At 67.0% G+C, this 25,242-nt stretch carries 26 protein-coding genes and 5 tRNA genes; 8 read left to right on the top strand and 23 right to left on the bottom strand.

Going from position 1 to position 25,242, the window contains the following annotated elements; translation table 11 throughout:
* Window positions 1-91 precede the first annotated feature (91 nt).
* From ACMZPQ_RS05615 to ACMZPQ_RS05600, 4 genes are all read right to left on the bottom strand, one after another.
* A complete protein-coding gene (locus ACMZPQ_RS05615) occupies window positions 92-2,029 on the bottom strand; it encodes a tyrosine-type recombinase/integrase (RefSeq protein WP_014744326.1) in 1,938 nt (645 codons plus the stop codon).
* Between the two features lie 224 nt (window positions 2,030-2,253).
* Window positions 2,254-2,329 (bottom strand) — tRNA-Gly (locus tag ACMZPQ_RS05610).
* A 116-nt stretch (window positions 2,330-2,445) separates the two neighbouring features.
* A complete protein-coding gene (locus ACMZPQ_RS05605; protein WP_197580076.1) occupies window positions 2,446-3,552 on the bottom strand; it encodes an NAD(P)/FAD-dependent oxidoreductase in 1,107 nt (368 codons plus the stop codon).
* A 161-nt stretch (window positions 3,553-3,713) separates the two neighbouring features.
* Complete coding sequence (locus ACMZPQ_RS05600) at window positions 3,714-4,100, bottom strand: NAD(P)/FAD-dependent oxidoreductase (protein WP_197580075.1); 387 nt, start codon at window positions 4,098-4,100, stop codon at window positions 3,714-3,716.
* A 23-nt stretch (window positions 4,101-4,123) separates the two neighbouring features.
* On the opposite strand from ACMZPQ_RS05600, the gene ACMZPQ_RS05595 reads away from it, so the two are divergent.
* Window positions 4,124-4,324 carry a hypothetical protein gene (locus ACMZPQ_RS05595; protein ID WP_197580074.1) on the top strand — a complete coding sequence of 67 codons (201 nt, stop codon included), beginning with the start codon at window positions 4,124-4,126 and terminating at the stop codon, window positions 4,322-4,324.
* A gap of 59 nt (window positions 4,325-4,383) precedes the next feature.
* Here ACMZPQ_RS05595 and ACMZPQ_RS05590 read toward each other — a convergent pair.
* From ACMZPQ_RS05590 to ACMZPQ_RS05530, 13 genes are all read right to left on the bottom strand, one after another.
* A tRNA-Gly gene (locus tag ACMZPQ_RS05590) sits at window positions 4,384-4,459 on the bottom strand.
* A gap of 191 nt (window positions 4,460-4,650) precedes the next feature.
* A complete protein-coding gene (pgsA, locus tag ACMZPQ_RS05585; RefSeq protein WP_197580073.1) occupies window positions 4,651-5,280 on the bottom strand; it encodes a CDP-diacylglycerol--glycerol-3-phosphate 3-phosphatidyltransferase in 630 nt (209 codons plus the stop codon).
* Window positions 5,281-5,298: 18 nt separating this feature from the next.
* Window positions 5,299-7,143, bottom strand: a complete 1,845-nt coding sequence (gene uvrC / locus ACMZPQ_RS05580) for an excinuclease ABC subunit UvrC (protein WP_197580072.1) — start codon at window positions 7,141-7,143, stop codon at window positions 5,299-5,301.
* A complete protein-coding gene (locus ACMZPQ_RS05575; RefSeq protein ID WP_197580071.1) occupies window positions 7,140-8,552 on the bottom strand; it encodes a hypothetical protein in 1,413 nt (470 codons plus the stop codon). The genes uvrC and ACMZPQ_RS05575 overlap by 4 nt, the downstream gene beginning before the upstream one ends.
* A complete protein-coding gene (locus ACMZPQ_RS05570) occupies window positions 8,549-9,037 on the bottom strand; it encodes a low molecular weight protein-tyrosine-phosphatase (protein ID WP_197580070.1) in 489 nt (162 codons plus the stop codon). Before ACMZPQ_RS05570 ends, ACMZPQ_RS05575 begins: the two co-directional genes overlap by 4 nt.
* Window positions 9,034-9,807, bottom strand: a complete 774-nt coding sequence (kdsB, locus tag ACMZPQ_RS05565) for a 3-deoxy-manno-octulosonate cytidylyltransferase (RefSeq protein WP_197580069.1) — start codon at window positions 9,805-9,807, stop codon at window positions 9,034-9,036. The genes ACMZPQ_RS05570 and kdsB overlap by 4 nt, the downstream gene beginning before the upstream one ends.
* 75 nt (window positions 9,808-9,882) lie before the next feature.
* The gene (gene lpxK / locus ACMZPQ_RS05560) at window positions 9,883-10,902 is read right to left on the bottom strand and encodes a tetraacyldisaccharide 4'-kinase (RefSeq protein ID WP_197580068.1); all 1,020 of its coding nucleotides are present in this window, start codon (window positions 10,900-10,902) and stop codon (window positions 9,883-9,885) included.
* Window positions 10,902-12,650: a lipid A export permease/ATP-binding protein MsbA gene (gene msbA / locus ACMZPQ_RS05555; RefSeq protein WP_197580067.1), complete on the bottom strand. Its 1,749-nt coding sequence runs from the start codon at window positions 12,648-12,650 to the stop codon at window positions 10,902-10,904. Before msbA ends, lpxK begins: the two co-directional genes overlap by 1 nt.
* Entirely contained in the window at window positions 12,647-13,069 is a 423-nt protein-coding gene (locus ACMZPQ_RS05550) for an ExbD/TolR family protein (RefSeq protein ID WP_004152323.1), read from the bottom strand. Before ACMZPQ_RS05550 ends, msbA begins: the two co-directional genes overlap by 4 nt.
* Before the next feature lie 3 nt (window positions 13,070-13,072).
* Window positions 13,073-13,735: a MotA/TolQ/ExbB proton channel family protein gene (locus ACMZPQ_RS05545; protein WP_006429918.1), complete on the bottom strand. Its 663-nt coding sequence runs from the start codon at window positions 13,733-13,735 to the stop codon at window positions 13,073-13,075.
* Between the two features lie 3 nt (window positions 13,736-13,738).
* On the bottom strand, window positions 13,739-16,135 hold the full coding sequence (locus ACMZPQ_RS05540; RefSeq protein ID WP_197580066.1) for a DNA internalization-related competence protein ComEC/Rec2: 2,397 nt from the start codon (window positions 16,133-16,135) through the stop codon (window positions 13,739-13,741).
* Window positions 16,136-16,194: 59 nt separating this feature from the next.
* Window positions 16,195-17,538 (bottom strand): sensor histidine kinase, encoded by a 1,344-nt coding sequence (locus ACMZPQ_RS05535; RefSeq protein ID WP_197580065.1) that lies wholly within the window; start codon window positions 17,536-17,538, stop codon window positions 16,195-16,197.
* Between the two features lies 1 nt (window position 17,539).
* Window positions 17,540-18,211: a response regulator transcription factor gene (locus ACMZPQ_RS05530; protein WP_197580064.1), complete on the bottom strand. Its 672-nt coding sequence runs from the start codon at window positions 18,209-18,211 to the stop codon at window positions 17,540-17,542.
* Between the two features lie 145 nt (window positions 18,212-18,356).
* On the opposite strand from ACMZPQ_RS05530, the gene ACMZPQ_RS05525 reads away from it, so the two are divergent.
* Together ACMZPQ_RS05525 and ACMZPQ_RS05520 are read left to right on the top strand one after the other, a co-directional pair.
* Window positions 18,357-19,124: a MipA/OmpV family protein gene (locus ACMZPQ_RS05525; RefSeq protein ID WP_197580063.1), complete on the top strand. Its 768-nt coding sequence runs from the start codon at window positions 18,357-18,359 to the stop codon at window positions 19,122-19,124.
* Between the two features lie 30 nt (window positions 19,125-19,154).
* The gene (locus tag ACMZPQ_RS05520) at window positions 19,155-19,439 is read left to right on the top strand and encodes a hypothetical protein (protein ID WP_197580062.1); all 285 of its coding nucleotides are present in this window, start codon (window positions 19,155-19,157) and stop codon (window positions 19,437-19,439) included.
* Between the two features lie 51 nt (window positions 19,440-19,490).
* Here ACMZPQ_RS05520 and ACMZPQ_RS05515 read toward each other — a convergent pair whose 3' ends face one another.
* Window positions 19,491-19,631, bottom strand: a complete 141-nt coding sequence (locus ACMZPQ_RS05515; protein WP_173364575.1) for a hypothetical protein — start codon at window positions 19,629-19,631, stop codon at window positions 19,491-19,493.
* Between the two features lie 163 nt (window positions 19,632-19,794).
* On the opposite strand from ACMZPQ_RS05515, the gene ACMZPQ_RS05510 reads away from it, so the two are divergent.
* The 4 genes from ACMZPQ_RS05510 (at window position 19,795) to ACMZPQ_RS05495 (ending at window position 21,459) form a co-directional block, all read left to right on the top strand.
* Window positions 19,795-20,364 carry a redoxin family protein gene (locus ACMZPQ_RS05510; protein WP_197580061.1) on the top strand — a complete coding sequence of 190 codons (570 nt, stop codon included), beginning with the start codon at window positions 19,795-19,797 and terminating at the stop codon, window positions 20,362-20,364.
* 112 nt (window positions 20,365-20,476) lie between these two features.
* The gene (locus ACMZPQ_RS05505; RefSeq protein ID WP_197580060.1) at window positions 20,477-20,665 is read left to right on the top strand and encodes a hypothetical protein; all 189 of its coding nucleotides are present in this window, start codon (window positions 20,477-20,479) and stop codon (window positions 20,663-20,665) included.
* Window positions 20,666-20,696: 31 nt separating this feature from the next.
* The gene (locus ACMZPQ_RS05500; RefSeq protein ID WP_197580059.1) at window positions 20,697-20,888 is read left to right on the top strand and encodes a hypothetical protein; all 192 of its coding nucleotides are present in this window, start codon (window positions 20,697-20,699) and stop codon (window positions 20,886-20,888) included.
* A 229-nt stretch (window positions 20,889-21,117) separates the two neighbouring features.
* Window positions 21,118-21,459 (top strand): DUF4440 domain-containing protein, encoded by a 342-nt coding sequence (locus ACMZPQ_RS05495; RefSeq protein WP_197582814.1) that lies wholly within the window; start codon window positions 21,118-21,120, stop codon window positions 21,457-21,459.
* 95 nt (window positions 21,460-21,554) lie between these two features.
* On the opposite strand, the gene ACMZPQ_RS05490 is transcribed toward ACMZPQ_RS05495, so the two are convergent.
* The 3 genes from ACMZPQ_RS05490 to uvrB all read right to left on the bottom strand — a co-directional run bounded on the left by ACMZPQ_RS05490 (window position 21,555) and on the right by uvrB (window position 23,933).
* Window positions 21,555-21,629, bottom strand: a tRNA-Val gene (locus tag ACMZPQ_RS05490).
* 98 nt (window positions 21,630-21,727) lie between these two features.
* Window positions 21,728-21,802: transfer RNA gene (locus ACMZPQ_RS05485), tRNA-Val, on the bottom strand.
* Window positions 21,803-21,908: 106 nt separating this feature from the next.
* Window positions 21,909-23,933 (bottom strand): excinuclease ABC subunit UvrB, encoded by a 2,025-nt coding sequence (gene uvrB / locus ACMZPQ_RS05480; RefSeq protein WP_197582813.1) that lies wholly within the window; start codon window positions 23,931-23,933, stop codon window positions 21,909-21,911.
* A 152-nt stretch (window positions 23,934-24,085) separates the two neighbouring features.
* Between uvrB and ACMZPQ_RS05475 the strand changes: the two genes are divergently transcribed.
* A complete protein-coding gene (locus ACMZPQ_RS05475) occupies window positions 24,086-24,613 on the top strand; it encodes a GspH/FimT family pseudopilin (RefSeq protein ID WP_197582812.1) in 528 nt (175 codons plus the stop codon).
* A 65-nt stretch (window positions 24,614-24,678) separates the two neighbouring features.
* Here the strand turns inward: ACMZPQ_RS05475 and ACMZPQ_RS05470 are convergent.
* Window positions 24,679-24,755: transfer RNA gene (locus ACMZPQ_RS05470), tRNA-Asn, on the bottom strand.
* A 57-nt stretch (window positions 24,756-24,812) separates the two neighbouring features.
* Window positions 24,813-25,241 carry a type IV pilin protein gene (locus tag ACMZPQ_RS05465; RefSeq protein ID WP_197582811.1) on the bottom strand — a complete coding sequence of 143 codons (429 nt, stop codon included), beginning with the start codon at window positions 25,239-25,241 and terminating at the stop codon, window positions 24,813-24,815.
* Window position 25,242: the final 1 nt, after the last annotated feature.

Genomic DNA, 25,242 nt, shown 5'->3' with positions numbered 1-25,242 from the left:
AAAGATGCTCAGGATGTGGGCTTCAGGTGGGTCAGTTTTACCCGCGCATCACCGCCGAAAGTGGGTCAGTTCTGGATGCGCGCCAACAGCGTCAGGCACTTTCGAGCATTGCCGCATCATTTAGCAACCGTTGAATGCGCTGGCGAGTCTCCTCTGGAATACCTTGCACAGACGAGTCAGGTCCGGGCCTGTTTGGCTGCTGCTGGGTGCCCGCGATGACCCGCACGACCATGCCCAAATTTCCTGGTGTCACGATGTCGATGGCTGCGCGATCACCCAGGTCCGGATGTGGGCGGGTCAGCATCCGGTACAGGTCCCACGGATCCGCATGCGGGCACTGGTTCATGAGCACCTGTGCCAGCTTGTGCTTGAGGGGTACCAGCTGCCAGTCGGGCACGCGTTGCCCGCGGTTGCCCAAGCTGATGGACAGCAGCTTGCCCGCCTTCAGCTCGCGGTTGATCTGGTCCTTGGACTTCCCGGCCAACTTGCCGAACAGCGGGACCGGCAGACTGCTCGGCGATTCGTAGATGACCAGCATTTCCTCGCGCTCGCGCTGGATGACAGACACCTCCGGCTCTGGCGCATGCGTCGGGGGCGGTGGTACCTGCGACAGTCGCTGGAATGTGATTCCCCCGTCGTTTGGCGTCACGACGATGGGTTCGGCCACCACAGGCGGAACGGATGCCGCAGAAGCAGCAGCGACGATGGTGTTGGGCTTGTCCTCCTCTGCCATGGCCGGCACGCCCTCGATATGGATCGTGAGGTGCGCGCTGGCCGCTTCCACTTGGCCCTGTTCGAGCAGATCGAGACGATCCGCCCAGTCCTGCATCATCCGGCGGCGCGGCTCAACATACTTGGCGTGGTTGTAGGCCGAACTCACCTTGTTCGGGTCCGAGTGCGAAAGCTGCGCGTCCACCCAAATCTTGGGATAGCCGATCTCGTTGAGCGCCGTCGAGATGGTTCCGCGGATGCCGTGACCGGTCAGTTGATCCTCGTAGCCCATTCGTTTCAAGGCCGCGTTGAGGGTGTTCTCGCTGATGCGCTTCTTGAGTTCGCTGCGGTGCGTGAGCAGATGGACCTGGGCCGGCCTCATCACACCCAACAGGTAGCGCACGATCTCGATGGCCTGCACGGACAACGGCACGATGTAGGGCGGAACGTCCTGCGGGCGCTTGCCGGCCTTGCGCATCTCGTCTTGGAGTTGCTTGACGATCTGCGGCGGGATGATCCACAGGCCACGGTCGAGATCGAACTGGTCCGGGGTCGCCAGCCGCAGCTCGCCGGTACGCACGCCGGTCAGGAACAGCAGCCGGATGCCGAGTTGGGTCTGCCAACCACGAGGGTTGTAGAGCCTGAGCTTGTGCAGGAACTCGGGAAGCTCCGGAAGATGCAGGTAGGGGTTGTGGTTCACCGGGGGCTTGGGCTCGGCCACCACGTCCAGGTCGGAGGCCGGATTGGCTTCCAGCCCCTCCACGATGACGAGGGCATAGCGGAACAACTGCCCCAGCCAGGTGCGGACCTTCTCGGCAGTGGTGAACGCCTTGCGCTCCTCGATCCTCGCCAGGACGCCCAGGAGTTGGGGCCGGCGAATGTCGTAGATCGACATCTGCTTGAGGCTAGGCAGCACGTCCTTGTTGAAGATCCGCAGGATTTGCGACAGCGTGCTGTTCCTGCCCTCCTTGATTTCCTTGCGGCGATGCTCGACCCACGCATCGAAGACGGCCTTGAAGGTGTAGTCGGCCGCAAGCTTGACCGCGTGTCGCTTCTGTTTCCGATCGGTATGGGGGTTGACGCCCTTTGCCAGAAGCGCCCGGGCTTCGTCGCGCAAGGTGCGCGCTTCGCGCAAACCGATCTCGGGGTAGTTCCCCAGGGAGATGCGCTTTTGCTTGCCGAGCCAGTAATAGCGCAAATGCCACGACTTGCCGCCGGTGCGGGCGACCACCAGGCCGAGGCCATCGGTGTCGGGGATGCTGTAGGTTTTCTCGGCGGCCTTGGCTTGCCGCACGGTCAGATCAGAGAGTGTCATCATCAAGCTCCTAAGTCTTGGACTTAGGCCCGATGCTGCTTGTCATCCCGATCCAACCCCAGCAACAACCCGGAACCGGCACGACCCGCATTCTTTGGCCTTGTTTTTGGCCTCAAAAATGGTGGCTGTCAGTGGACTTTCGTGGCTTTCGCTGGAATGAAAAAAGGAGCCGAAGCTCCTCTTTTCAATGACTTACAGACGTCAGTGGAAGTCTGTAGATCATAAATTGGAGCGGGAAACGAGACTCGAACTCGCGACCTCAACCTTGGCAAGGTTGCGCTCTACCAACTGAGCTATTCCCGCAGATTTCGTTCGACCTGCGTCGAAGGAGCGCTATTGTGTCGATATTGCTGCACGGCGTCAACAGGAATTTTCACGTGACATGAGGGGGCGCACTCGGGCGCCCCGGCCCCCTCCCTTCACATGCGAAGACCCCGGCGGTGGAAGTAGACCTGCTCGGCGATGCGCCGCGTGGCGGCCGTATGCAGCAGTGCGTCGAGTGGCCAATCGGCCTGCAGATGATCCATCGCCCAGCGCAGCAGGCGCTTGCCGTGGAACGCCGGCGCCGCCTGCCGCGCCAGACGCTCCGGCTGCGGGCCACTGCCCCGCAGGCGCCGGCCGATGGCATCGCCCACGGCCCAGCCGTGCCGCCATGAGGAATGGATGCCGCCGGCCGAGAGCGGCGAGACGATGCCCGCGGCGTCGCCGGTCAGGATCAGGCCAGGGCCGGTGATGGGGCCTTCCGGCCGGCCGCAGGGCACCAGGCCGGCGCGGGTAGCCGAGGGCGTGGCCGATTGCGGAATGCCGGCCACATCGCGCACGTGGCTGATGAACCCGTCGATGTCCGGCGCCTGCACCCGTTGCGGGTCATGACGCAGCGCCAGCCCGACCTGCAGGCCCGTTGGATTCTGCGCGACCCAGCCAATGTAGCCGGGTGCAAAGCGCTTGCTGACAAAGCAATGCAGCGCGTCACCCTGCGGCAATTGCAGGCCAGCGAACTCGCGCTCGACGCCGTACAGGTTGTCACGCACCTGGCCGAGGCCGGTGCACCGTGCCACGCGCGAGCGGGCGCCGTCGGCACCGACCAGGTAGGCGCAGCGTCCCGCTCCCGCCACCTGCCAGCCGTCGCCACTGCGACGGGCATCAGTGAAGGATTGCTGCAGGCGCAGGTCCACGCCATTCGCGCGCAGCTCGCTGGCCAGCCAGCGCATCAGGTTCGGCGTATCGGTGGTGAGGAAGTAGTAGCCCGGTGCGGCCAGCAACACGCTGCGCAGGTTCGGCGCATACAGGCGCACATTCGCAACGCGTTGCACAAGGTGTTCGGGCATTCGCCGCAGCCAGGTCTGCTCCATCGCCTCCTTCACCACGATGCCGGTGGTGTGCAGGCGCTCGCCGGGATCCGCCTTGCGTTCGAGCACGCAGACGCGCAGGCCGTACTGGGCAGCGGCCAGTGCGCAGGCGGCACCGGCGAAGCTGGCGCCGACGATGACCACGTCGTGGTCGTAGGCGGAGGGGATGTGGGGCATCGCTGCATCACCGGCTGGAAACGAGGGATACAGCTTCAGCCCAGCGCATGGCGGGGCGATGGGGTGACGGTGAAGTGGGAATGAAGCGATGCCCTGCGCGTGATGCGCCAGAGAGCAACGCCCCCTTCGGGGAGCGTTGCTTGCGGAGCGTCCTGGCGCTATCAGGCAACCACGATCCTGAGCGGGTCGGCCAACGCCAGGATCTCCGCACGCTCACCACTGGGCGGATAGATCCATTCGGTGTTGATGCGGGACTTCAGCGCCTTGGCCTCCGCACCGGACAGCACGACCTGGCGGTCCCAGCCCTCGGTGTAGACGGCACCCCACGGCCCCAGGTCCAGGCAGGTCACGTACTTGGGCTGCGCATACGGAATCATCGCCTCTCCGATCAGATCGGCTGCCGCGTTGTGGCCCGCCGAGCGTCCCAGGTTCATCGCGTGCTGGCAGGACATCATCGCTACGTTGCCCTCGTCATCGGTAGCGGCATGCGCGCAGTCACCGGTGGCGAACACCGCGTCGACGGCCCTCACCTTGAGGGTGCGATCCACGTGCAGGCGACATCCACGCGGTGATGATCAATGCGCAGAAGGCCATGCGCGAAGAACTGGCGCGTTCCAGTCTGGCGTCGATTGCAGAGGGCGTGCAGGGCAAGGGCCGCCCGGCGAGTTTCGCGGGTGATGTGCAGGAGTGGTTTGCCGACCGCCAGGTAGCACGCGAGGAAGCGCGGATCACCGGCATGCGTGCGCGTGCGTCGACGCAGGACGAGGATTGATTGCAGTGGCGCGCACGCATACGAAAAACGCCCCCTTGCGGGAGCGTTTTTCTTGAATCTGGAGCGGGAAACGAGACTCGAACTCGCGACCTCAACCTTGGCAAGGTTGCGCTCTACCAACTGAGCTATTCCCGCTTGGGAGGCGAAATTCTACCTGTTACAGGAATGGCGTCAAGCGGTTTTTTCAGGGTCTGCGAGGCGCCTGGCGCGGCGTATCCACGCATGGCGTGGATCTACTACAGCATCCCCGCAAACCGTTAGGTCCGCATCTTCCGTGGATGCAGCATTTCCAGTAGATCCACGCCATGCGTGGATGTCGCGCCCGATCAACCGTTGCCCAGCTTCTTCTGCCGCGCACGCTCGCGCGCAGCGCGCTCGTCATCGCGCAGGCTCGGCCAGGCGGCGTGCAGGTACTGCAGGCCCGACCACAGGGTCAGCACGGCGGCAATCGCCAGGGTCCAATCGCCGATGTGGAACACCGGCCAGCCCATCCAGATGTCCTGCACGGGTACGTTCGGCGCCACCGAATACAGCAGGCACAGCAGCGCGACCATCTGCGCGGTGGTCTTGACCTTGCCGATCATCGCCACGCGCACCTTGGCACGCTGGCCCAGTTCAGCCATCCATTCGCGCAGCGCCGACACCGCGATCTCACGGCCGACGATCACCGCCGCCCAGAACGCCATCCACGGCGTCGGATGACCCTGCACGATCAGGAACAGCGCCACTGCCACCATCAGCTTGTCCGCGACCGGGTCCAGGAAAGCGCCGAACGCCGATTCCAGCTGGTAGCGGCGTGCGATCCAGCCATCGAGCCAGTCGGTGATCGCGGCCAGGCCGAAGATCGCCGCCGAAGCGAAATTGGTCCAGGTGTAGGGCAGGTAGAACACCAGCACCAGCACCGGGATCATCACGATCCGCAACAACGTCAGCCAGGTGGGCAGGGTCAACTTCATGCTTGCGTGCTTCTCTCTCTACTCGGCCGCATCGGGCGTGGCCAACCCGTGCAGGTTAGCGTAGATACGCGCCGCGAGGGCGTCATTGATACCTTCCACCTTGGCGATTTCCGCTTCACCGGCCGCTTTCAGGCCCACAAGGCCACCGAAATGCTTGAGCAGGCTGGCACGGCGGCGAGGCCCGATGCCGGGGATGTCTTCCAGCTTGCTGGTCATCCGCGCTTTCTGCCGGCGGCCGCGGTGGCCGGTGATGGCGAAGCGGTGCGCCTCGTCGCGCACCTGCTGGATGAACTGCAGTGCCGGATTGGCCGCGCCCGGGCGTAGTTCGCGGCCGTCGGGCATCACCAGCGCTTCATGGCCGGCGCGGCGCTCCACACCCTTGGCCACGCCCACCAGCAGCACGCCTTCCACGCCCAGGTCGGCCAGTGCGGCCTGGGCCTGCGCCAGCTGGCCGGCGCCACCGTCGATCAGCAACACGTCCGGCAGCACGCCCTGCTCTTCCACGGCGCGGCGGAAGCGGCGGTCGATGGCCTGGCGCATGGCGGCATAGTCGTCGCCCGGCTCGATGCCGCTGATGTTGAAGCGACGGTACTGCGCGCGCACCGGGCCGGCGGCATCAAACACCACGCACGAAGCCACGGTGGCTTCCCCGAGGGTATGGCTGATATCGAAGCACTCCACCCGCTTGACCGGCTCGGCCAGGCCCAGCATGTCGCGCAACGCATCGCTGCGTGCGTGCTGTGCGTTGCGGCTGTTGAGTTCGGTGGCCAGGGTCAGCTGCGCGTTGCGGCTGGCCAGTTCCACGTAGCCGGCACGCTCGCCACGCACATTCCACTTCAGCTGCACCTTGCGTTCGGCCGAGGCCGACAGTGCGGCCACCAGCAGGTCGGCATCGGGAATCTCGCGATCCAGCAGGATCTCGCGCGGCGGCTCGAATTCGATGTAGTACTGCGAGACGAACGCAGCCAGCACTTCTTCCGGGCTTTCCTCGCCGTTGGTGCGCGGGAAGAACGGGCGAGTACCCAGGTTGCGGCCATCACGGAACGCCAGCAGCAGCACGCAGGCCTGCGAGCCCTGCATGGCCACCGCCAGCACGTCGAGGTCGGCGGCGCGGCCGTCCACGTACTGGCGGGTCTGCATGCTGCGCAGCGAGGAAATCAGGTCACGCAGGCGCGCGGCCTGCTCGAACTCCAACGCCTCGCTGGCGGCCTGCATCTGCTCACCCAGCTCGCGGGTCAGCTCATCGCTCTTGCCTTCCAGGAACAGCGCGGCGCGGCGCACCGACTCGGCATATTCCGCTGGCGCCACCAGCTCCACGCACGGCGCGCTGCAGCGGCCGATCTGGTACTGCAGGCACGGCCGCGAACGATTGCGGAACACGCTGTCCTCGCAGCTGCGCAGCTTGAACAGCTTGTGCATCAGGTTCAGCGTCTCGCGCACTGCGGTAACGCCGGGATAGGGACCGAAATAGCGCCCGGGAATGGCGCGTGGACCGCGATGCAGCGCGATGCGCGGCCAGTCCTCACGGGTCAGCAGCACATGCGGATAGGTCTTGTCGTCGCGCAACGACACGTTGTAGCGCGGCGACAACGACTTGATCAGCTGGTTTTCCAGCAGCAGCGCCTCGGCTTCCGAACGCGTAACGGTCACGTCCATGCGCGTGATCTGCGAGATCATCGACATGATCCGCGCATTCTTCGGGCTGCCATTGAAGTAGCTGCCGACGCGGTTGCGCAGCGCACGCGCCTTGCCGACATACAGCAAGGTGTCATCGGCTGCGTACATGCGGTACACGCCGGGTGCGGTGCTGAGCTGGGCCGCGAAGGCCTTGCCATCGAAGGCCGGGGCGGGAACGTCGGTCATTCGCTGATCGGCACTTCGCTGAGCACGCCGCTGTCGGGGTCGAATCGGAGTACGGCGTGGGCGTCGGTCTCGGCGATCCACACCGCACCGGCCCCCACAGCCAATCCCGCCGGGCCATGCAGGCGGCGTGGCAGCGGCTGCGTGGTCAGTTCACCGCCGCCCAGGCGCAAGGTGCGCAGGCGGCCATTGCCACTGTCGGCGATCCACAGCAGCGGCGCGTCCGGGCTCAGCGCAATGGCCTGCGGGAACTGCAGGCTGGCCTGTGCGCGCGGGCCGTCCTCGCTGCCGAAGCGCCATGCCCCCTGCCCGACCAGGGTCTGCACCAGATCGCCCCGCAGTTGCAGTGCGCGGATCGAAGACCCCAGCGCATCGGCCACGTACAGCACCTGCTGCACCACCGCCAGCGTGGTGGGCTGGGCGAAGGCAGCCAGATGGCCACTGCCATCGCGATCGTCAAGCGCGCCGCTGCCGGCCCGCCATTGCAGGCTGCGCTGGCCGAGGTGGTAGCTCCAGATGCGATTGTCGCCGGCCATGGCGATGTGCAGCTGGTTGTCCGCGATGGCCAGGCCGACCGGGTGGTCCAGCGACACCTGCCGTGCCTGCGCCACCGGCCCCTCCACTGGTGCTCCCGGACGGCCATTGCCGCACAGGGTATCGACGATGCCGGTCGATAGATTGATGCGGCGCACGGCATGGTTGCCGGTATCGGCCACGTACAGCGCGTCGCGCTCCAGTACCAGCGCCTGCGGTCGGTGGAATGCCGCCTCGGCAAGGTTGCCATCCATGAAATCGGCCGTGCCCAGCCCGAACTGGCGCAGGATGCGGCCGCCGTGGCTGCATTCGAGAATGCGGTGATGGCCGCTGTCGGCGATGTACAGGCGCTCGGTGCTGACCGCCAGCCCGAGTGGGAAGCGCAATGCCTGGCGCGGCTCCGGATGCAGCTCGCTGCCGCCGCGCGGCGGCGCGGAGGGTGCCCCCTGGCACAGCACGTTCAGGGCGCGCTCCAGTTCTCCCGGTGCGCCCTGCCCGACCAGACGCTGCTGCTCGCGGCCCTGTGCGTCCAGCAGCACCACGGTCGGCCATGCGGTGATGCCGAAGCGGCGCCAACCATCCCAGTCTGCATCGAGCAGGACCGGCATCGACAGGCCCTGGCGGCGCAGCAGCTTCAGCGCGGCGCCGGCATCGCGTTCGAAATCGAAACGCGGCACCTGCAGCACCAGCGGCTGCAGCTTGCCGGGGTGGCGCGACAGCCATTGGCCGAACTCGGCCAGGCGTTGCGCGCTCCATGCGGAGGCAGCGTTGACGAACAACAGTGCCACCGGCCGGCCGCGCAGTTCGGTCAGTGTGCAGGGGGTGGCATTGAGCCAGGTGGCGAACTCTGGCAGGTCCGGGACGGGCTGGACGTTCATGCCCCGATTATGCCGGACTCGGCGTCATGCAACAGTCGTGCCACGGCACGTTCTGCGGCATCGTCGACCAGTGTCCAGACCTGTTCGAAGTGATCACTGCCGCCGGTGTAGGGGTCGGGGATCGCAACCCGGCCCTGCCCGCCCGACCAGGGCAGGTACAGTGCCAGCCGCTCGCGCTGGGCAGGCGTGGCCAGGCGGCCGGCATCACGCAGATTGAATTCATCGGCGCACAGGATCCAGTCGAAACGGTCGAAATCCGCCGCCCGCAGCTGGCGCGCGCGCAGGCCGCCGATGTCGACGCCATGCCCGGCCGCGCAGGCGATCGCGCGCCGGTCCGGTGGCTCACCGACGTGCCAGTCACCAGTACCCGCCGAATCGACCTGCACCCGACCGGCCAGCGGCGAGGCCTCCAGGCGCGCACGCAGCGCACCTTCGGCCATCGGCGAACGGCAGATGTTGCCGAGGCAGACGACCAGCAGTTTCATCGCGCCGCCATTGCCTGCAGCAGCGCTTCGGCGCGCTCCAGGTCCTCGGGTGTGTCGATGCCTGGCGGGAACGGTTCCGGCGAGATCGCCACGCTGATCGGATAGCCGGCCTCCAGCACCCGCAACTGCTCCAGCGACTCGACCTGCTCCAGCTGGCCCGGCGGCATGGCCGCGAACTGCTGGAGGAAACCGGCGCGATAGCCATAGATACCGATGTGGCGCAGCCAGGCATGCCCTTCCGGCAGGGCGTCGCGGCTGCGCGCGAAGCCATCGCGGTGCCAGGCGATCGGTGCACGACTGAAGTACATCGCCTCGTTGCGCACGTTGCGCACCAGCTTGACGACGTTCGGGTCGAACAACGTTTGCGCGTCTTCGACGGTGGTGGCCAGGGTCGACATCGGCGCATCGCCGCCGACCAAGGCTTCGGCCACCGCGCGGATCCCGGCCGCCGGCGCGAACGGTTCATCGCCCTGCAGGTTGACCACCACGGTATCGCCGGCCCAGCCGGCAATGCGCGCGCATTCGGCCAGGCGGTCGGTGCCGGACGCGTGCGACGCAGCGGTCATCGCCACCTTCACTTCAGACAGCCCGGACAACGTGTCGGCAATACGCTGATCGTCGGTGGCGACCCAGACCTCACTGGCCCCGGCCTGCAGCGCGCGGCGCGCCACGTGCAGCACCAGCGGCTCACCGCCGAGCAGGCGCAGCGGCTTGCCCGGCAGCCGCGAGGCGGCGTAGCGGGCCGGAATGGCGACGACGAATTCAGTCATGCGGGCGGTACTCGGCAGGCTCGTAACAGCAGGAATGCGGCCGGCGGCACGTGAATGCAAGCGCCGCCGCGCCACTCAGTTCGGTCGCAGCTTGTCCAGGCGGTCGGTCAGCGCGACCCAGAACGCGGCGGGCAGCTCAGCGCGCAACGGTACCGCGTAGTGCCAGTCGTTGCCGAACGCCCGGCATTTCACCGCGTCCTTCTCGGTCATCAGCACCGGCAGCTGGCTGCCGAAGGACAGGTCCTGCGGCTGGTAGGCCTGGTGGTCGGCAAACGCATGCGGCACAACGCCGATACCGCGCGCGCGCAGCATGTCGAAGAAGCGCTGCGGGTGGGCGATACCGGCTACGGCGTGCACGCGCTGGCCCTTGAAGTACGCCAACGGGCGCGCGCGGCCACCGGCCAGCGGTTGCGCGCTGTCGATGTGCAGGGCCATCGGCCATTGGCCGAAACCACACGCCTGGGCCGCGGTTTCCTCATCGGCCTGGCCCAGGTTGACCACGCGGAAATCGCATTCGGTGGCACGGCTGACCGGCTCGCGCAGCGGTCCGGCCGGGATCATCCGTCCATTGCCGTAGCGACGCTGGGCATCGACCACTTCGATCTCGATGTCACGCTCCAGCCGATAGTGCTGCAGGCCGTCGTCGCAGACGATCACATCGCAACCGGCCTCGACCAGCGCCTTGCCGGCAGCCACGCGATCGCGGTCCACGCGTACCGGCACGCCGGTCTTCCAGGCAATCAGCACCGGCTCGTCACCGCCCTTGGCGGTCGGCGTGTCGGCCTGCACCCAGAGCGGTTTGTCGGCGTCTTCGCGGCCATAACCGCGGCTGGCGACGCCAGGCGTCCAACCGGCCGCACGCAGCCTCTCCACCAGGGCGATGGTCAGCGGCGTCTTGCCGGTGCCGCCGGCAGTGATGTTGCCGACGACGATCACCGGCACCGGCAAGGTGTAACGCTTTCGCCAGCCGCGGCGATAGGCCCTGCGGCGCAGCGCGGTGACGCCGGCGTACAACGGTGCCAGCAGGCGCATCGCCCACGGAACCGGACTGCCGTCGTACCAGTATGGCGGGGTCTGGGTGCCCTTGCCGGCCATCAGTCCTGCCTTTCGCGGAACTGCATGCTGTGCAGATGCTGGTACAGGCCACCCATGGCAAGCAGCTCCTTGTGGGTGCCGCGTTCGACGATGCGGCCGTGATCCATCACCAGCACCAGGTCGGCATGCTCGATGGTCGACAGGCGGTGCGCGATGACCAGCGTGGTGCGTTCGGGCATCAGGCGCTGCAGCGCATCCTGCACCAGCCGCTCGGACTCGTTGTCCAGCGCGGCAGTGGCCTCGTCGAGGATCAGGATCGGCGCGTCGCGCAGGATCGCGCGTGCGATCGCAAGGCGCTGGCGCTGGCCGCCGGACAGCAACGCGCCATTCTCGCCCACCGGGGTCTGCAGCTGCTGCGGCATGCGGGCGATGAACTCCCACGCATTGGCCGCTTCGGCCGCCGCACGGATCTGCTCCTCGCTCGCATCCATGCCATAGGCGATGTTGGCAGCAATGGTGTCATCGAACAGCATGACCTTCTGCCCGACCATCGCCACCTGCCGGCGCAGATCGGCCAGCGGATAGTCGTCCAGCGCCACGCCGTCGAGGGTGATGAGGCCGCCACTGGGCTCGTAGAAGCGCGGCACCAGCCGGATCAGGCTGGTCTTGCCACTGCCGGAACGACCCACGATGGCGGTGACCGTACCCGGCTTCGCGACGAAACTGATGTCGTCCAGGGCAATGCCGCTGTCTTCGCGGTAACGCAGCATGACGTGGTCAAAGGCCAGCTCGCCGCGCACGCGCTGCACTGTGTTGCGGCCCTGGTCGCGCTCGACCGGCATGTCGAGAATGCTGAACAGGCGTTCGGCGGCGGCCACGCCGCGCGAGATCGAGGTCTGCACGCTGGTCAGTCGACGCAGCGAGGGGATGATGGCCATCATCGAGGTCATCAGGCCCATGAACTGGCCGGCGTTGAGGCGCCCCGCCAGGGCTTCGCGGGTCGACACCCAGACAATGACCGCCAACGCCAGCGCGGCCAGGAACTGGACCACACTGGACGCTGCGGCACGGGTGACTTCCACCTTCATGTTCAGCGACAGCATGCGGTTGGCCAGGCGCGAATAGCGCGAGATCTCATGCTGCTGGGTGCCATGCACCTTCACTTCCTGCTGCGCGGCCAGCGACTGCTCGGCGGTCTGCGCCATCGAGCCCATGCCGTCCTGGATGCCGCGGCTGATGCGACGGTAGCGCTTGCCCACGTAGGACACGATCACGCCGATCAGCGGCACCACCACCAGCATGGCCACGGTGACCTTGACGCTCATCTGCAGCATCACCGCCAGCATCGCGATGATGGTCAGGGTGTCGGCGACGACGGTCTTGAGTGCGTCGGCGCTGGCCTGGGTGACCTGCTCGGTGTCGAAGTTCAGGCGGCTGACCATCACCGGCGTCGCTTCGGTATCGAAATGCGAGGACGGCAGATGCAGGTACTTGGCCAGCACCTGCTCGCGCAGGTCGCGCACCACGCTGCGGCCGGTCTTGGCCAGCGCGTAGTCACTCACCCAGGTGGCGACGCTGCGCATCAGGAACAGGCCGAGGATGGTCAGCGGCAGGATCACCGCCATGCGCGGTTCCGGGTTGACGAACCCACGGTTGACCAGCGGCTCCATCAATTTGGTGAAGTGGTAGCCGGCCAGGGCCTCGACCACCATCGCGATGACGGCGGCCACCATGAACACCCAGTAGGCCCGGGTATACCCCAGCAGACGTTTGTAGATCGGCCACACCGGCGCGTGATTGGAACTCATGGACGCACCTCGGGTGCTGTTGCAATGGCAATACGGCGGAAACCGAGCTGACCCAGCGCGTCCTGCGCGGTCACCACGGCCTGGTAGGGAGTGCGCGCATCGGCCCGCAGCAGCACGGTCTGCTCGCGATCGCTGCCCGCCACGGCGGCGATGGTCTGCTTGACCGACTCGACGTCGCTGCGCAGCACTTCCTGGTCATTGATGAAATAGCGACCTTCGGCATTGATCAGCACGCTCAGCGAGCGCGGCGGCTCGTTGGTCTGCTGCTGGCTGGCGGTCGGCAGCTGCACCTGCAGCGTCGAACGCGCGTCGAAGGTGGTGGTGACCACGAAGAAGATGATCAGTACCAGGATGACGTCGATCAGCGGCACCAGGTCGATATGCGGCTCATCCTGGGATCGGTCGTTGCCGATACGCATCGATCAGGCCTTCGCCGTGGCAGCGTTGGACGAACGCACCGCGGCGGCCGGGTTCATCACCCCGGGGCGGCCGTCGAGCGTATCCAGCAATGCGCTGGCTTCCTGCTCCATCTCCACCACGTAACCGTGGATGCGGCCCTTGAAGTAGCGATGGAACATCAATGCGGGAATCGCCACGATCATGCCGGTGGCGGTGCAGACCAGGGCCTTGCCGATGCCGCCGGCCAGCTGGTTCACGTCGCCCACGCCGTGGTCGAGGATGCCCAGGAACATCTGGATCATGCCGATCACCGTGCCGAGCAGGCCCAGCAGCGGGCCGGCCGAGGCAATTGTGCCCAGTGCGTTCAGGAATCGCTCCATGCGGTGCACCAGGTGGCGGCCGGTGTCTTCGATGCGCTCGCGGATCTGGTCGCGCGGGCGGTTGCGCGCTTCCAGCGCGGCGGCCAGCAGCGCGCCCAGCGGCGAATTGGCGCGCAGGGTCTGCAGATGCGCGGGATCGAGCTTGCCGCGCGCGGCCCAGTTGCGCACTTCCTGGCCGAGGCCGGGCGGCAGCACCTCAGTCCGCCGCAAGGACCAGAAACGCTCCAGGATGATCGCCAAAGCCAGTACGCCCAACAGCAGCAGCGGCACCATCGGCCAGCCACCGGCCTTGACCAGTTCCCACACGTTTCAACCCTCCGGCCCAACGGCCGCTTGTTCGATCGTCGATAGGATAGCAGCCGACCGCGCCCGCCCAGCGGCATCCCACCAACGGGATGCGTGGACACGCTGTTCACGCAGCTGCAGCCCTTGCGCGCCAAGCCATACGCGGATCGCCCCCGACTCGGCCGTGGCCAGCACTTCGGCTCCCTGCACCTGCCAGCGCTGCACCACCTCCGCGCGCGGGTGGCCGAAGCGGTTCTGGTGGCCGGCCGACACCAGCGCCAGCCGCGGCGCCACCGCGGCCACCCAGGGCGCGCTGGAGCTGCCACCGCTGCCGTGGTGGGGCACCAGTACCACATCCGCCTTCAGCGCCGCTGGCGACGCCTGCAGCAGCGCCTGCTCGGCCGACCTGCCGATATCGCCAGCCAGCAGCACCACGCCATGGCGACTGGCAATGCGCAGCACGCAGCTCTCTTCGTTGCCGGCCTGGCGGCTGCCGGGAGGCGGATGCAGCACCTCGAAGTCGACCCCGTCCCAGCGCCAGCGCAGGCCCTGCTGGCAGGCGCGGGCACCGGCGATGCCACTGCCGGACGGTGCCAGCGGTTGCAGCGCCGGAAGCTGGCGGCGCAGGCTGGCCAGGCTGCCGGTGTGGTCCAGGTGATCGTGGCTGAGCATGACCTGCGCGGGCACCGCCTGCCCCAGCGCGCGCAGGGCCGGCATCAGGACCCGCTCGTTGCCATCGCCGCCGGTCGGCGGCCCGACGTCATACCAGAGCGCGTGGTGCGCTGTGCGCAACAGCACTGCCGTGCCCTGGCCAACGTCGTGCACCAGCAGCTGCAGCTCTCCCTCGGCCGGCGCGTCGCGGGCCGGCCACAGCAGGGGCAGGCACAGCAGCAGGCCAGCCAGGCCGCCCCCGCTACCGCGCGGCAGCAGCCACCAGAACACCCCCAGCAGCGCTGCAGGAGCCGCCCAGCCCGGCGCTTCGGCCAGCCACCACATCGCCCGCGGGTGTAGCGCCAGGGGCTGCAGGATCTGCCAGCTCAGATCGAACAGCCACGCCGCTGCGCGCCAGGCCCACCGCCCCGCCCCGTCATGCAGCGCGTGCAGGGCGGTGCCGAGCAGTGACAGCGGCACCACCAGCAGGGTCCACCACGGAATGATCGGAAGATTGATCAGCGGCCCCAGCCGCGCCGCCCCGCCGAACAGGGCCACGCCCAAGGGCAGCAGGCCCAGGGCGGCCACGCCCTGCGAGGCGAGGAAACTGCGCAGGCCGCCTCCGATGCCCTCCGGACCGGCCTGCGGCAGGCACCACAACAACCACAGTACCCCGCCAAAGCTGAGCCAGAAGCCCGCTGAGAGCACTGCCAGCGGCGCCGGCAGCACCATTGCCATCGCGGCCAGTGCCAGCCCCTGCCCCGTTCCCAGTGGGCGACGCCCGCAGCGGGCCAGTGCGACCAGGCCGATCATCAACGCGGTACGCACGGTGGGAAGCGATGCGCCGGCGACCATGGCATAGGCCGCCGCTGCCAGCGCAGCCGCACAGGCAGCCGCTTGTGGCCGAGGCCAGCATCTGCCCAGCCACGGGCACAGCCACCACAGCACACGGCACACCAGTGCACCGGCGCCGGCAACTACGCCGACATGGAAGCCGGAAATGGCAACCAGGTGGCTCAGGCCCAACGCACGCAGGTGTTCCCAGTCGGCATCGGACAGGCCGCGGGTGTCGCCCAATGCCAGCGCCTGTACGAAACGCCCGGCGGGACGCGCGACCTGGGCGGCGATCGCCGCGCTGCTGCGCTCGCGCCAGGCCGACAAGCCCTGCGCAGGCAACACCTCGCGCGCACGGGCAGGATCGCGCACCGTGCCACTGCCGGCCAGCCCCTGCAGCAACGCGTGCCGCTCACCATCGAAACCACCGGGATTGATCCGCGATCGCGGTGCCTGCACGCGCAGTGACAGCGTCCAGCGCGCGCCCGCGCGAACCTTCTGGCGCCCGGCCTCGACGCCGCCGCCCGGAGCGCGCCATGGATCATTCCAGGTGACCTGCAGGCGCCTGCCACGCAACGAAGGCAGCGCGTCAGCGGCGTCAACCTGCAGCACGAAACGTGTGTAGCCGGGGCCGCTGCGCGGCAGATCGATCACCCGTCCACTGACCTGCACGTCCTGCGCCGGCTGGCCGGGCGGAAGCTGGTGCTGCAGTGCCCACTGCCCGTGCAGCGCCGTCCATGCCAGGCCGAATAACGCCACCGCCACTGCGCGGCCAGGCCAGCGCAGCAGCCAGCCGGCGAGGCCGGCCACCGCCAACGATGCGCACAGCCACAGCGGCGGCAGCACCGGCCACTGCACGCAGGCGAGCGCACCCAGTACCAGCGCAGCGGCACAGCGACGGCCAAGCAGGGGAACAGCGGATCGTCCGGCAACCATCCCCGCAGCCTGCCGCCCGGCGTGGGCGCACGCCTATCGGGCATTGCCGCGAGCGACTGTCAGCGCCGAACGGTGCCGCGGTGGAAATTGACCCGGAAGCTGGCACCACCGCCGGCGGCCTCGCCCACACTGACCGAGCCGCCGTGATGCTGCACGATTTCCTTCACCAGATGCAGGCCCAGGCCGCTGCCGCTACCCGCGGCCCGCAGGCGATGGAAGGGCTCGAAGATCGCCTCGCGATCGCCCACCGGGATACCGGCGCCCTGGTCGCTGACCTCCAGCAGCCCTCGCGCGTCCAGGCGCACGCAGATGGTGCCGCGGCCACCGCCGTGGACGATGGCGTTGTGCACCAGGTTGGCGATGACCCGCCCCAGCGCCAGGCTGTCGCCATGGATCCATACCGGCGCGTCCGGCGCGTCCACCTCGAAACCGTAACCGGCGCCCACCACCAGCGGTGCCAGCTCGGCAGCCGCCTCACGCACCAGCAAGGCCAGATCCAGACGCTGCAGCGCGCCGACATTGCGATCAAGCCGCTGCAGGTCGAGCAGATGCTCGGCCACATTGCCGAGACGGGCGACATCGGTCAGCAACTGTGATTTCAGCTCGCCCTGCGGCAACTGCGACAGGCGCGCCTGCACCACGGCGATCGGCACGCGCAGTTCGTGCGCGGCATCGGCGAGGAACTTGTCGCGTGCCGCATAGCCCTGCTGCACTTTGTCGATGGCATCGTTGAAGGCCTCCACCAGCGGTGCGACCTCGGTCGACACCAGGCGGGCATCCAGCCGTGCACCGGCCTGGCCGATGTCCAGCTCCTTGGCCTGTTGCGCGGAACGGCGCACGCCGCGCATCGCGCGATGGATCACCGTCGGCATCACCAGCAGCGTGACCACGATCAGCGGCAGGAAGAACCACAGGCCGATCAGCCGCAGCACCATCAGCGCGCCATCCAGCAGGCCTCCCTTCGGCGCGCCGCCAACCATCACCGTGATGCGGCGCCCCTCTTCGTTGCGGATCATCACCCGCGCCACATCCAGGTAGGGCGGCACCAGCGAGCCGAGTTCGGTGGCACCCAGCGTCGGCAATCGCGCCAGCAGCGGCGCATGGATGGCCGGGATGGTGCCACGCTCCAGCCAGACGCCTTTGTCGTCGACCGCAGCGAACCAGAGATTGCCGCCCGCCTCGGCATCGAGCGTGTTCCAGCGCGCCTGGTCCAGCACCAGGCGCCCGCCTTCGCTGTGCACGGCCTTGGCCACCGCTTCGGCCATGAACATGTCCATGCCCCAGCTGTCCTTGTCGCCCCAGGTCAGGATCAGCGCGACCACCGCAAACAGCACGGTGAAGGCCTGCGCCAGGAACAACCGCCAGGCCAGGCCCAGGGTGATGGAACGGATCGGGCGCGCCATCTCAGGCCTCCGCCAGCAGGTAGCCAACGCCGCGGATCACATGGATCTCCACACCGGCCCCGGCCTGTTGCAACGCCTTGCGCAGCTTGGAGATATGCGCGTCCAGTGCGTTGGACTGGATCTCATCATCGAAGCCATACACCGCTGCTTCCAGCGCGCTGCGGGTGACTGTGCGTCCCTGCCGCATCGCCAGCGCCTGCAGTACCAGCACCTGCCGCCGCGGCAATGCCAGTGGCTGGCCCTCCACCTGCGCCTGCAACGACTCGAAATCGAACTCCAGCCGTCCCAGTCGCAGGCTCGGCGTCACCATCGCCGACGGCCGCCGCGATACGGCGCGAATGCGCGCCATCAGTTCCTCGATCGCCACCGGCTTGACCAGATAGTCATCGGCACCGACATCCAGGCCCTCGACCTTGTCCGACAGCGTGCCCTTGGCGGTCAGCATGATGACCGCCAGATTCGGCCGCAGTGCACGCGCAGTGGCGACAAAACCAGCGCCATCGCCATCGGGCAGCTGACGGTCGAGCAGCATCAGCTGGTGCACCGGTTCGCGCAGCGCGCTTGCCGCCTCGGCCAGGCTGCCAACCACGTCGGCAACCACGCCCTGCCGCTCCAGCCCCGATTGCAGGGCACGGGACAGGTCAGGATCGTCTTCGACCAGGAGGATGCGCATCGGGGGCTCGGCTACCGGAAACGCTGCCGATCATAGTGCCTGGCGCAGTGTTTTTCCGCTTTGGAGTGGCCAGTGCGCAGGCGCAATGTTCTGACAATGTTGTCCCCCCATCATGCGCAGCCATCCCCCGCAAAGTCGCTGACCAATGCCCTCCCTGTCCCCGGCCCTGCTGCGTCCGCTGCTGTTTTCCGCTGCCCTCGGCGCGCCGTTGCTCGGCCACGCCGCCGACCAGACCCCGGGCGTGCAGGCTGGCATCACCGTGGGTGCGACTTCCGGTGCGTACGCGCACTACGACGCCAAGCCATTGGTCGTGCCGGCCATTGCCTGGCAGGGCCAGCGCTTCTTCGCCAGCCCGGGCTCGCTGGGCATGTACCTGTACAAGGACCGAGGCCTGCGCCTGTCGGCGGCAGTCACGCCCTACACGCTGCGCTTCAAGACCGATGACGTGAACGATCCGCAGCTGCGTCGCCTGCACAGCCGCCAGCTGTCGGCCATGGCCGGCCTCAACGGCGAGTACAGCGCCGACTGGGGCATTGTCGAGGCCAGCGTGATGCGCGAGGTCAGCGGCCATGGCGGTGGCACCGAATCGCGCGTGCACTACAGCTACCCGATCCAGGCCGGTCGTTTCACCTGGGTGCCGCGCGTTGGCGTCGTGCACTCCAGTGCACGCCTGCTCGACTACTACTACGGCATCAGCGATGAGGAAGCACTGCGCTCGGGACTGGCTGCCTACAGCCCGGGCAGCGCCACGTCGCCGAGCCTGCAGATCGCGGTCAGCACGCCGCTGGGCACGAAGTGGCGCGCGACCGGCGTGGTCGCCAACCAATGGTTCGGCGATGCAGTGAAGGACAGCCCGATGGCACGACGTGGCACGCAGACGTCGGCTTTCGTTTCCCTGATGCGCTCGTTCTGATCGAGCGCCCGCTACGGACAAGGACCCCCCATGGCCTCCGTCTCCCCCGTTGACGAAGCACACGCGATCCTGCGCGCACCCGACCTGGACAGCGCCGAGCGCGTCTACCTTGGCCTGATGCCCGATCTTGAGCATGTGGACGCACTTGCACGGCGCGCCCTGGGCCTGTCCCGTGCCGCCGACGCGGCCCGGGGCTATGCGCTGTCGATGACCCTGGTGGGACTGCGGTTGCAGGAACTGGAAATGGGCGAAGCCACCGCGAAGGAACATCGGCAGGCCACCCTGCGCAGCCTGCGCCAGGCCTTCAGCGCCTGATTGCAGGCCTCCTGCACGACCTGCCGCCATGTTGCAGGGCAGCGCGTGGGCTCAGCGGAACGTGGTCCAGGCCAGTACCGCCGACAACAGGGCTACCCAGATCACCGCCTTGAAGGTGCCTTCCAGCATGTTGCCGCCGAACAGCAGCTCGAAGAAGGGATTGGGCTTGGAAACCGGCACATGGTCGCTCATCGGAGGAAATTCCTGGCAGTGTGATGAAGGATGCCTGCGCATGCGTGCGCGGGTGCCACTGTAGTACACCCAACGCACCGGCAGGCAGTCGAAGAACATCCGCTTAACAACCCGCGCGCCGATTCGGGTATGTTCGTCCCAACGCTGCGTTCAAGGATGATCGATGCTCAAGCGCGTCCTGTTCCCCGTCGTCGCCCTGCTGCTGTCCGCGCTGATCGTCGCGCTGGGATGGCAGAACCGCCAACTCCGGCAGATCAACGAGCAGATGGCCACCCAGCTGCAGGACATGCGGCTGGAAGCACACGGGCTCGACCTTGGCAGCCGCCCGGAGACCCTGGCGCTGCGCACCACCCAACAGACCCAGGTCGCCATCGGTGGCTCCCGCACGGCGCCGCAGGTCCTGTACTTCTTCTCCACGGCGTGCCGCTACTGCCTGGCCTCGATGCCGCAGCTGCGGCAGATCGACGCCGCACGCGGCAACAGCGAACTGATCGGCGTCGGATTGCCTCCTTACGATCAACTGGCCGACTACGCCGGCACGCATGCGCTGCGGTTTCCCATCGCCGTCGACAGTGAAGGGGCCGCATCCACGCGCTATCGCGCCACGGTCACACCGATGCTGATGGTACTGGCCGCCGATGGCAGCGTTGCCTACAAGCACGTCGGCCAACTCGATGACCAGGTCGTGCGGGCAGCCATGAAGTCACTCGCACCGATCGCCGCGCTGCCCTGACCCTGCTCACCGCGCATTCCGCCACTGCGCCGTGTTACCGCATCCGCGCCACAACCGGCACTCCGGTGCCTTCGGCAACTGCACCACCACAACGCCAACCAAGGAGAGATACATGATCGGAAAGAAAGTCCTTTCGTCCGTCGCCGGTATCGTTGTTGTCGCTGCCATGGCCTTCGGCGCCAGCCAGGCCTTCGCCGTCCCGCCCAAGACCGGTTTTGCACCGGGCTGTGAACCGCACCCGCAGTGCCCGTTCGGCAACTCGGGCAAGCATGGCCAGCTGCTGTGCTGCGATCCGCTGTAATCCACGTTCACACCGACTGTTGGAGATACCCATGATCAGGAAGAAGCTGTCTGCATGGATCGGAGGCGCCGCCGTCGTGGCCGCGCTGTGCTTCGGTGGTGCCCAGGCCTTCGCGGCGCCGGCCAAGACCGGATTCGCGCCAGGGTGCGAGTACACGCCGGGCTGCCAGTACGGCGGCAATGGCCGCTGGAGTGGTGGCCGCGTCTGCTGCCAGGTGCCCTGAGCGGCGCCACACGCGCCGGCCGGGTTCCCACCCGCCATGCGTGATGTGTGACGGCCAACCCGCATTGGCCACCCTGCCGGGCCGCCCTCCGAGGCGGCCCGGTACTTTCCAGCCCGTTTCATCCTCTCCGGACCGCGTTGGCGCGCGCTTTACCGGCTTTCGTCGCATACCGGTTTCACACGGCAGGACGGAGTGCCACGCTGGAGTCCCTTCTCCGGAGCACCGTGCCATGCCGATGCTTGCCCTGCTGCTGTTGTGCGCTGGCCTGTTCGGCCACGATGCCGACGTCGGGGATGCCTCCCTGCGCGGCCAGATCCTGCAGGCCGAAGCCGCGCACACCGGCGCCCCCTCGGCAGTGCGCCCGCAAGCGGCCCCGACCACTCTGCAGCTGTACCGGCTGCGCCAGGACCGGGTACTGCGTGTCGGCAGTCAGCACCTGCAGAGTAACTCCAGCGGTGGCGCGCCTCAGCAGGCCGGCTCGGCGCGCTTTGCGCAGATCTGGGAACGCGTGGATGGGCAGTGGCGCATGCAGCGCATGGTCAGCATCGACGAGTGGGTCGCGCAGCGTTGAGCTGCCGATGCCGGCGAGATGCAGAAACAAAAAAAGCCGGCCCAGGGCCGGCTTCTTTCTGATCCACCGCTACACCGGCAATGCCGGGAGCCAGGTGGTGGGCGGTACAGGGTTCGAACCTGTGACCCCTACCATGTCAAGGTAGTGCTCTACCGCTGAGCTAACCGCCCATCTTGTTCGGGCCGCCCGAAGGCTGGCCTTGCTACGTAAAAACCCGGCGCCAGGGCCGGGCTTTTCAGGTCACGACAGCCCCTTTGCAGGAACGTCGTGGTGGGCGGTACAGGGTTCGAACCTGTGACCCCTACCATGTCAAGGTAGTGCTCTACCGCTGAGCTAACCGCCCGAATTGCTTCTGCATTTCCGCGATTGCGTCGGTGCAGGCCGCGTATATTACGGATGCAGGCCGTGAAGCGCAACACTTTTGTGAAGATGCTGCTGCGCCGCCGCGTTCAGCCGAGGCTGGCCTCCTTCAGCTGGCGGATCTGGTCGCGCACGCGCGCGGCGTCCTCGAATTCCAGGTCCTTGGCGTGCTGGTACATCTGCTGTTCCAGCGCTTTGAGACGGGCTGCCAGCTGGGCCGGGCTGAGCGAGCGGTAATCGGCCCCTTCCTCCGCCACGCCTGCCCGGCTCTTGCCCTTGCCCTTCTTGGCTTCCTTCTCGGCTGCGTCAGAGCGGGCGCCTTCCAGTACATCGACGATCGGCCGTGCCACCGAGCGCGGCACGATGCCGTGCTCTTCGTTGTACTCGACCTGCTTGGCGCGTCGGCGGTCGGTCTCGTCGATCGCCGCCTGCATCGAACGGGTGATCTTGTCGGCATAGAGGATCGCCTTGCCGCGCACGTTGCGCGCCGCACGGCCGATGGTCTGGATCAGCGAGCCGGTGGAGCGCAGGAAGCCCTCCTTGTCGGCATCCAGGATCGCCACCAGCGACACCTCGGGCATGTCCAGGCCTTCGCGCAGCAGGTTGATGCCAACCAGCACGTCGAACTTGCCCAGGCGCAGGTCGCGGATGATCTCCACGCGCTCGACGGTGTCCACGTCCGAATGCAGGTAGCGCACGCGGATCCCGTGCTCGGTGAGGTACTCGGTGAGGTTCTCCGCCATGCGCTTGGTCAGCGTGGTGACCAGCACGCGGTCGCCAGCCTTGATGCGCTCGTTGGCCTCGCTCATCAGGTCGTCGACCTGGGTGCCGACTGGACGGATCTCCACCACTGGATCGATCAGGCCGGTCGGGCGCACCACCAGCTCGGTGATCTCGTCACCGGCCTCGCGGTACTCATAGGGTCCCGGCGTGGCCGACACATAGATGCTGCGCGGGCAGCGCGCTTCCCATTCCTCGAAGCGCAGCGGCCGGTTGTCCAGCGCCGACGGCAGGCGGAAGCCGAACTCGACCAGGGTTTCCTTGCGCGAACGGTCGCCCTTGAACATCGCACCGATCTGCGGAATGGTCACGTGCGATTCGTCGATCACCAGCAGCGCGTCGGCCGGCAGGTAGTCGAACAGGGTCGGTGGCGGCTCGCCGGCATTCTTGCCGGTCAGGTGCCGCGAGTAGTTCTCGATGCCGTTGCAGAAGCCGACCTCGGCCATCATTTCCAGGTCGAACTGGGTACGCTGCGCCAGGCGCTGGGCCTCGACCAGCTTGTTCTGCGCATACAGCTGCTCCAACCGCTCCTTCAGCTCGACCTTGATGGTTTCCACTGCCGCCAGCACGCGCTCGCGGGTGGTCGCGTAGTGGGTTTTCGGGTACACGGTGAAGCGCTGCATGTTGCGCAGCGTCTCACCGGTGAGCGGGTCGAACAGGGTGATCTTCTCGACTTCGCCATCGAACAATTCCAGGCGCAAGGCCTCGCTGTCCGACTCGGCCGGGAACACATCGATCACTTCGCCGCGCACGCGGAACGTACCGCGCTGCAGCTCGTACTCGTTGCGCGTGTACTGCAGCTGGGTCAGGTGATTGATCAGGTCGCGCTGGTCGATGCGCTCGCCCTTGGACAGGATCAACCGCAGCGACAGGTAATCCTCGGGTGCACCCAGGCCATAGATCGCCGACACGGTGGCGACCACGATCGCATCCGGGCGCGACAGCAGGGTCTTGGTCGCGGCCAACCGCATCTGTTCGATGTGCTCGTTGATCGAACTGTCCTTCTCGATGAAGGTGTCCGACGACGGCACATAGGCTTCCGGCTGGTAGTAGTCGTAGTAGCTGACGAAATACTCCACCGCGTTGTGCGGGAAGAACGCCTTGAACTCGCCATACAGCTGCGCCGCCAGCGTCTTGTTCGGCGCCATGATCAGCGTCGGCTTCTGTACGTTCTGGATGACGTTGGCGATGGTGTAGGTCTTGCCCGAGCCGGTGACGCCCAGCAGGGTCTGCTTGGCGATGCCGGCTTCGAAGTTGCTGATCAGCTTCGCGATGGCATCGGGCTGGTCGCCCGCCGGCGAGTACGGCGAGACGAGTTCAAAGCGGTCGCTCATGGTGTTGCCAGTTCCCGGGAACGGCAAGTATACGGGGCAAGCGGTGACGGCCAGCTGAGGGGTTTCCGGGCTGGACGGCGCGGCGATGGCTGATGGCAGAGGACCGCCAAGGCATACAAAGTCGGGGCCTCCAACACCGCTTGAGGCCCATCGTGCGCCAGCTCACCGCCTCCCGTACCGGATTCAGCTTCATACAGTTGCTCACAGCGATCGCCCTGCTGGCGATCCTGGTTGCAGTGGCGCTTCCCGGCCTGCGAAATGCCATCAACCTGGTACGGGCGGAACAGATGAAGAACCACTTGCTGGCTGCGTTCGCTTCGGCCCGGGCCACGGCCATCTCGCGACAGCAGGATGTCACCATCTGCGCCAGCAGCGATGGCTTCGGATGCGGCCAGGACTGGGGCGTCGGCTGGTTGATCTTTCTCGACCCCGATCGCACGGGTGAGCCCTCCGGTCCAGAAGCAATCCTCCGCCATCATGCAGGGCGCCGGCAGGGTCACCTTCAGGTTCGTTCCAGCAGTGGCCGCCCCGCATTGCGCTACGCCTCCAACGGTCGCAGCTTTGGCACCAATCTGACGATCTCGCTATGCGTAGGCGGCATGCTTCACAGCGAGATCATCGTCAACAACAGCGGAAGAGTCCGTTCCCAGGTACATCGGCATCGTCCCGCCTGCTTGTAGCGTCTGCGGGACAGCAAGTGCCTGGAACGACAAAAGCCGCGATTGCTCGCGGCTTCTGCAGGATCTGGCGCCCGAAGTTGGACTCGAACCAACGACCCCCTGATTAACAGTCAAGTGCTCTAACCGGCTGAGCTATTCGGGCGGGGAGGCGCATTCTATGGGGTTCCGCACGATGTTGCAACACCCCCGCGCCGCGCCTTCACCAGCAGCCCGACGCCTTCGATTCCACCGGGGTCTTGGCACTCGCCTGGTTGATGGTCAGGGTGCCGCAGTAATCTTTCGCCTGCCCCCCTTTGGGCGTCGCAGTAATGGTGAAGGTGGACTGGGCCTGCTCGATGGTGATCGCATACCAGGTATCGCTTCCCTCACGCGGCGTTTTGGTCGAGGCCAGCGCGTACCCCTGGTAGGTGTTGTTGATCGTGTGGAAGCGTTCGGCCATCTGGCTGTACTCGACCAGATCCGCCTTGGCCTGCGCCCGCCGCGAACGCCGCACTTCTTCCTGGTAGGACGGGATGGCGATTGCAGCCAGGATGGCGATGACGGCAGCCGCAATCAGCATCTCGATCAGCGTGAAGCCAAGGGCACCACGCTGGAAACCCAGCCGGCCGGATGAACGAATGGAACGCATG

Origin of the sequence: Stenotrophomonas maltophilia, assembly GCF_047497515.2 — a bacterium.
Lineage (GTDB): Bacteria > Pseudomonadota > Gammaproteobacteria > Xanthomonadales > Xanthomonadaceae > Stenotrophomonas.
The sequence above is the reverse complement of the archived record's forward strand: the minus strand, read 5'-3'. Positions and strand labels throughout refer to the sequence as shown.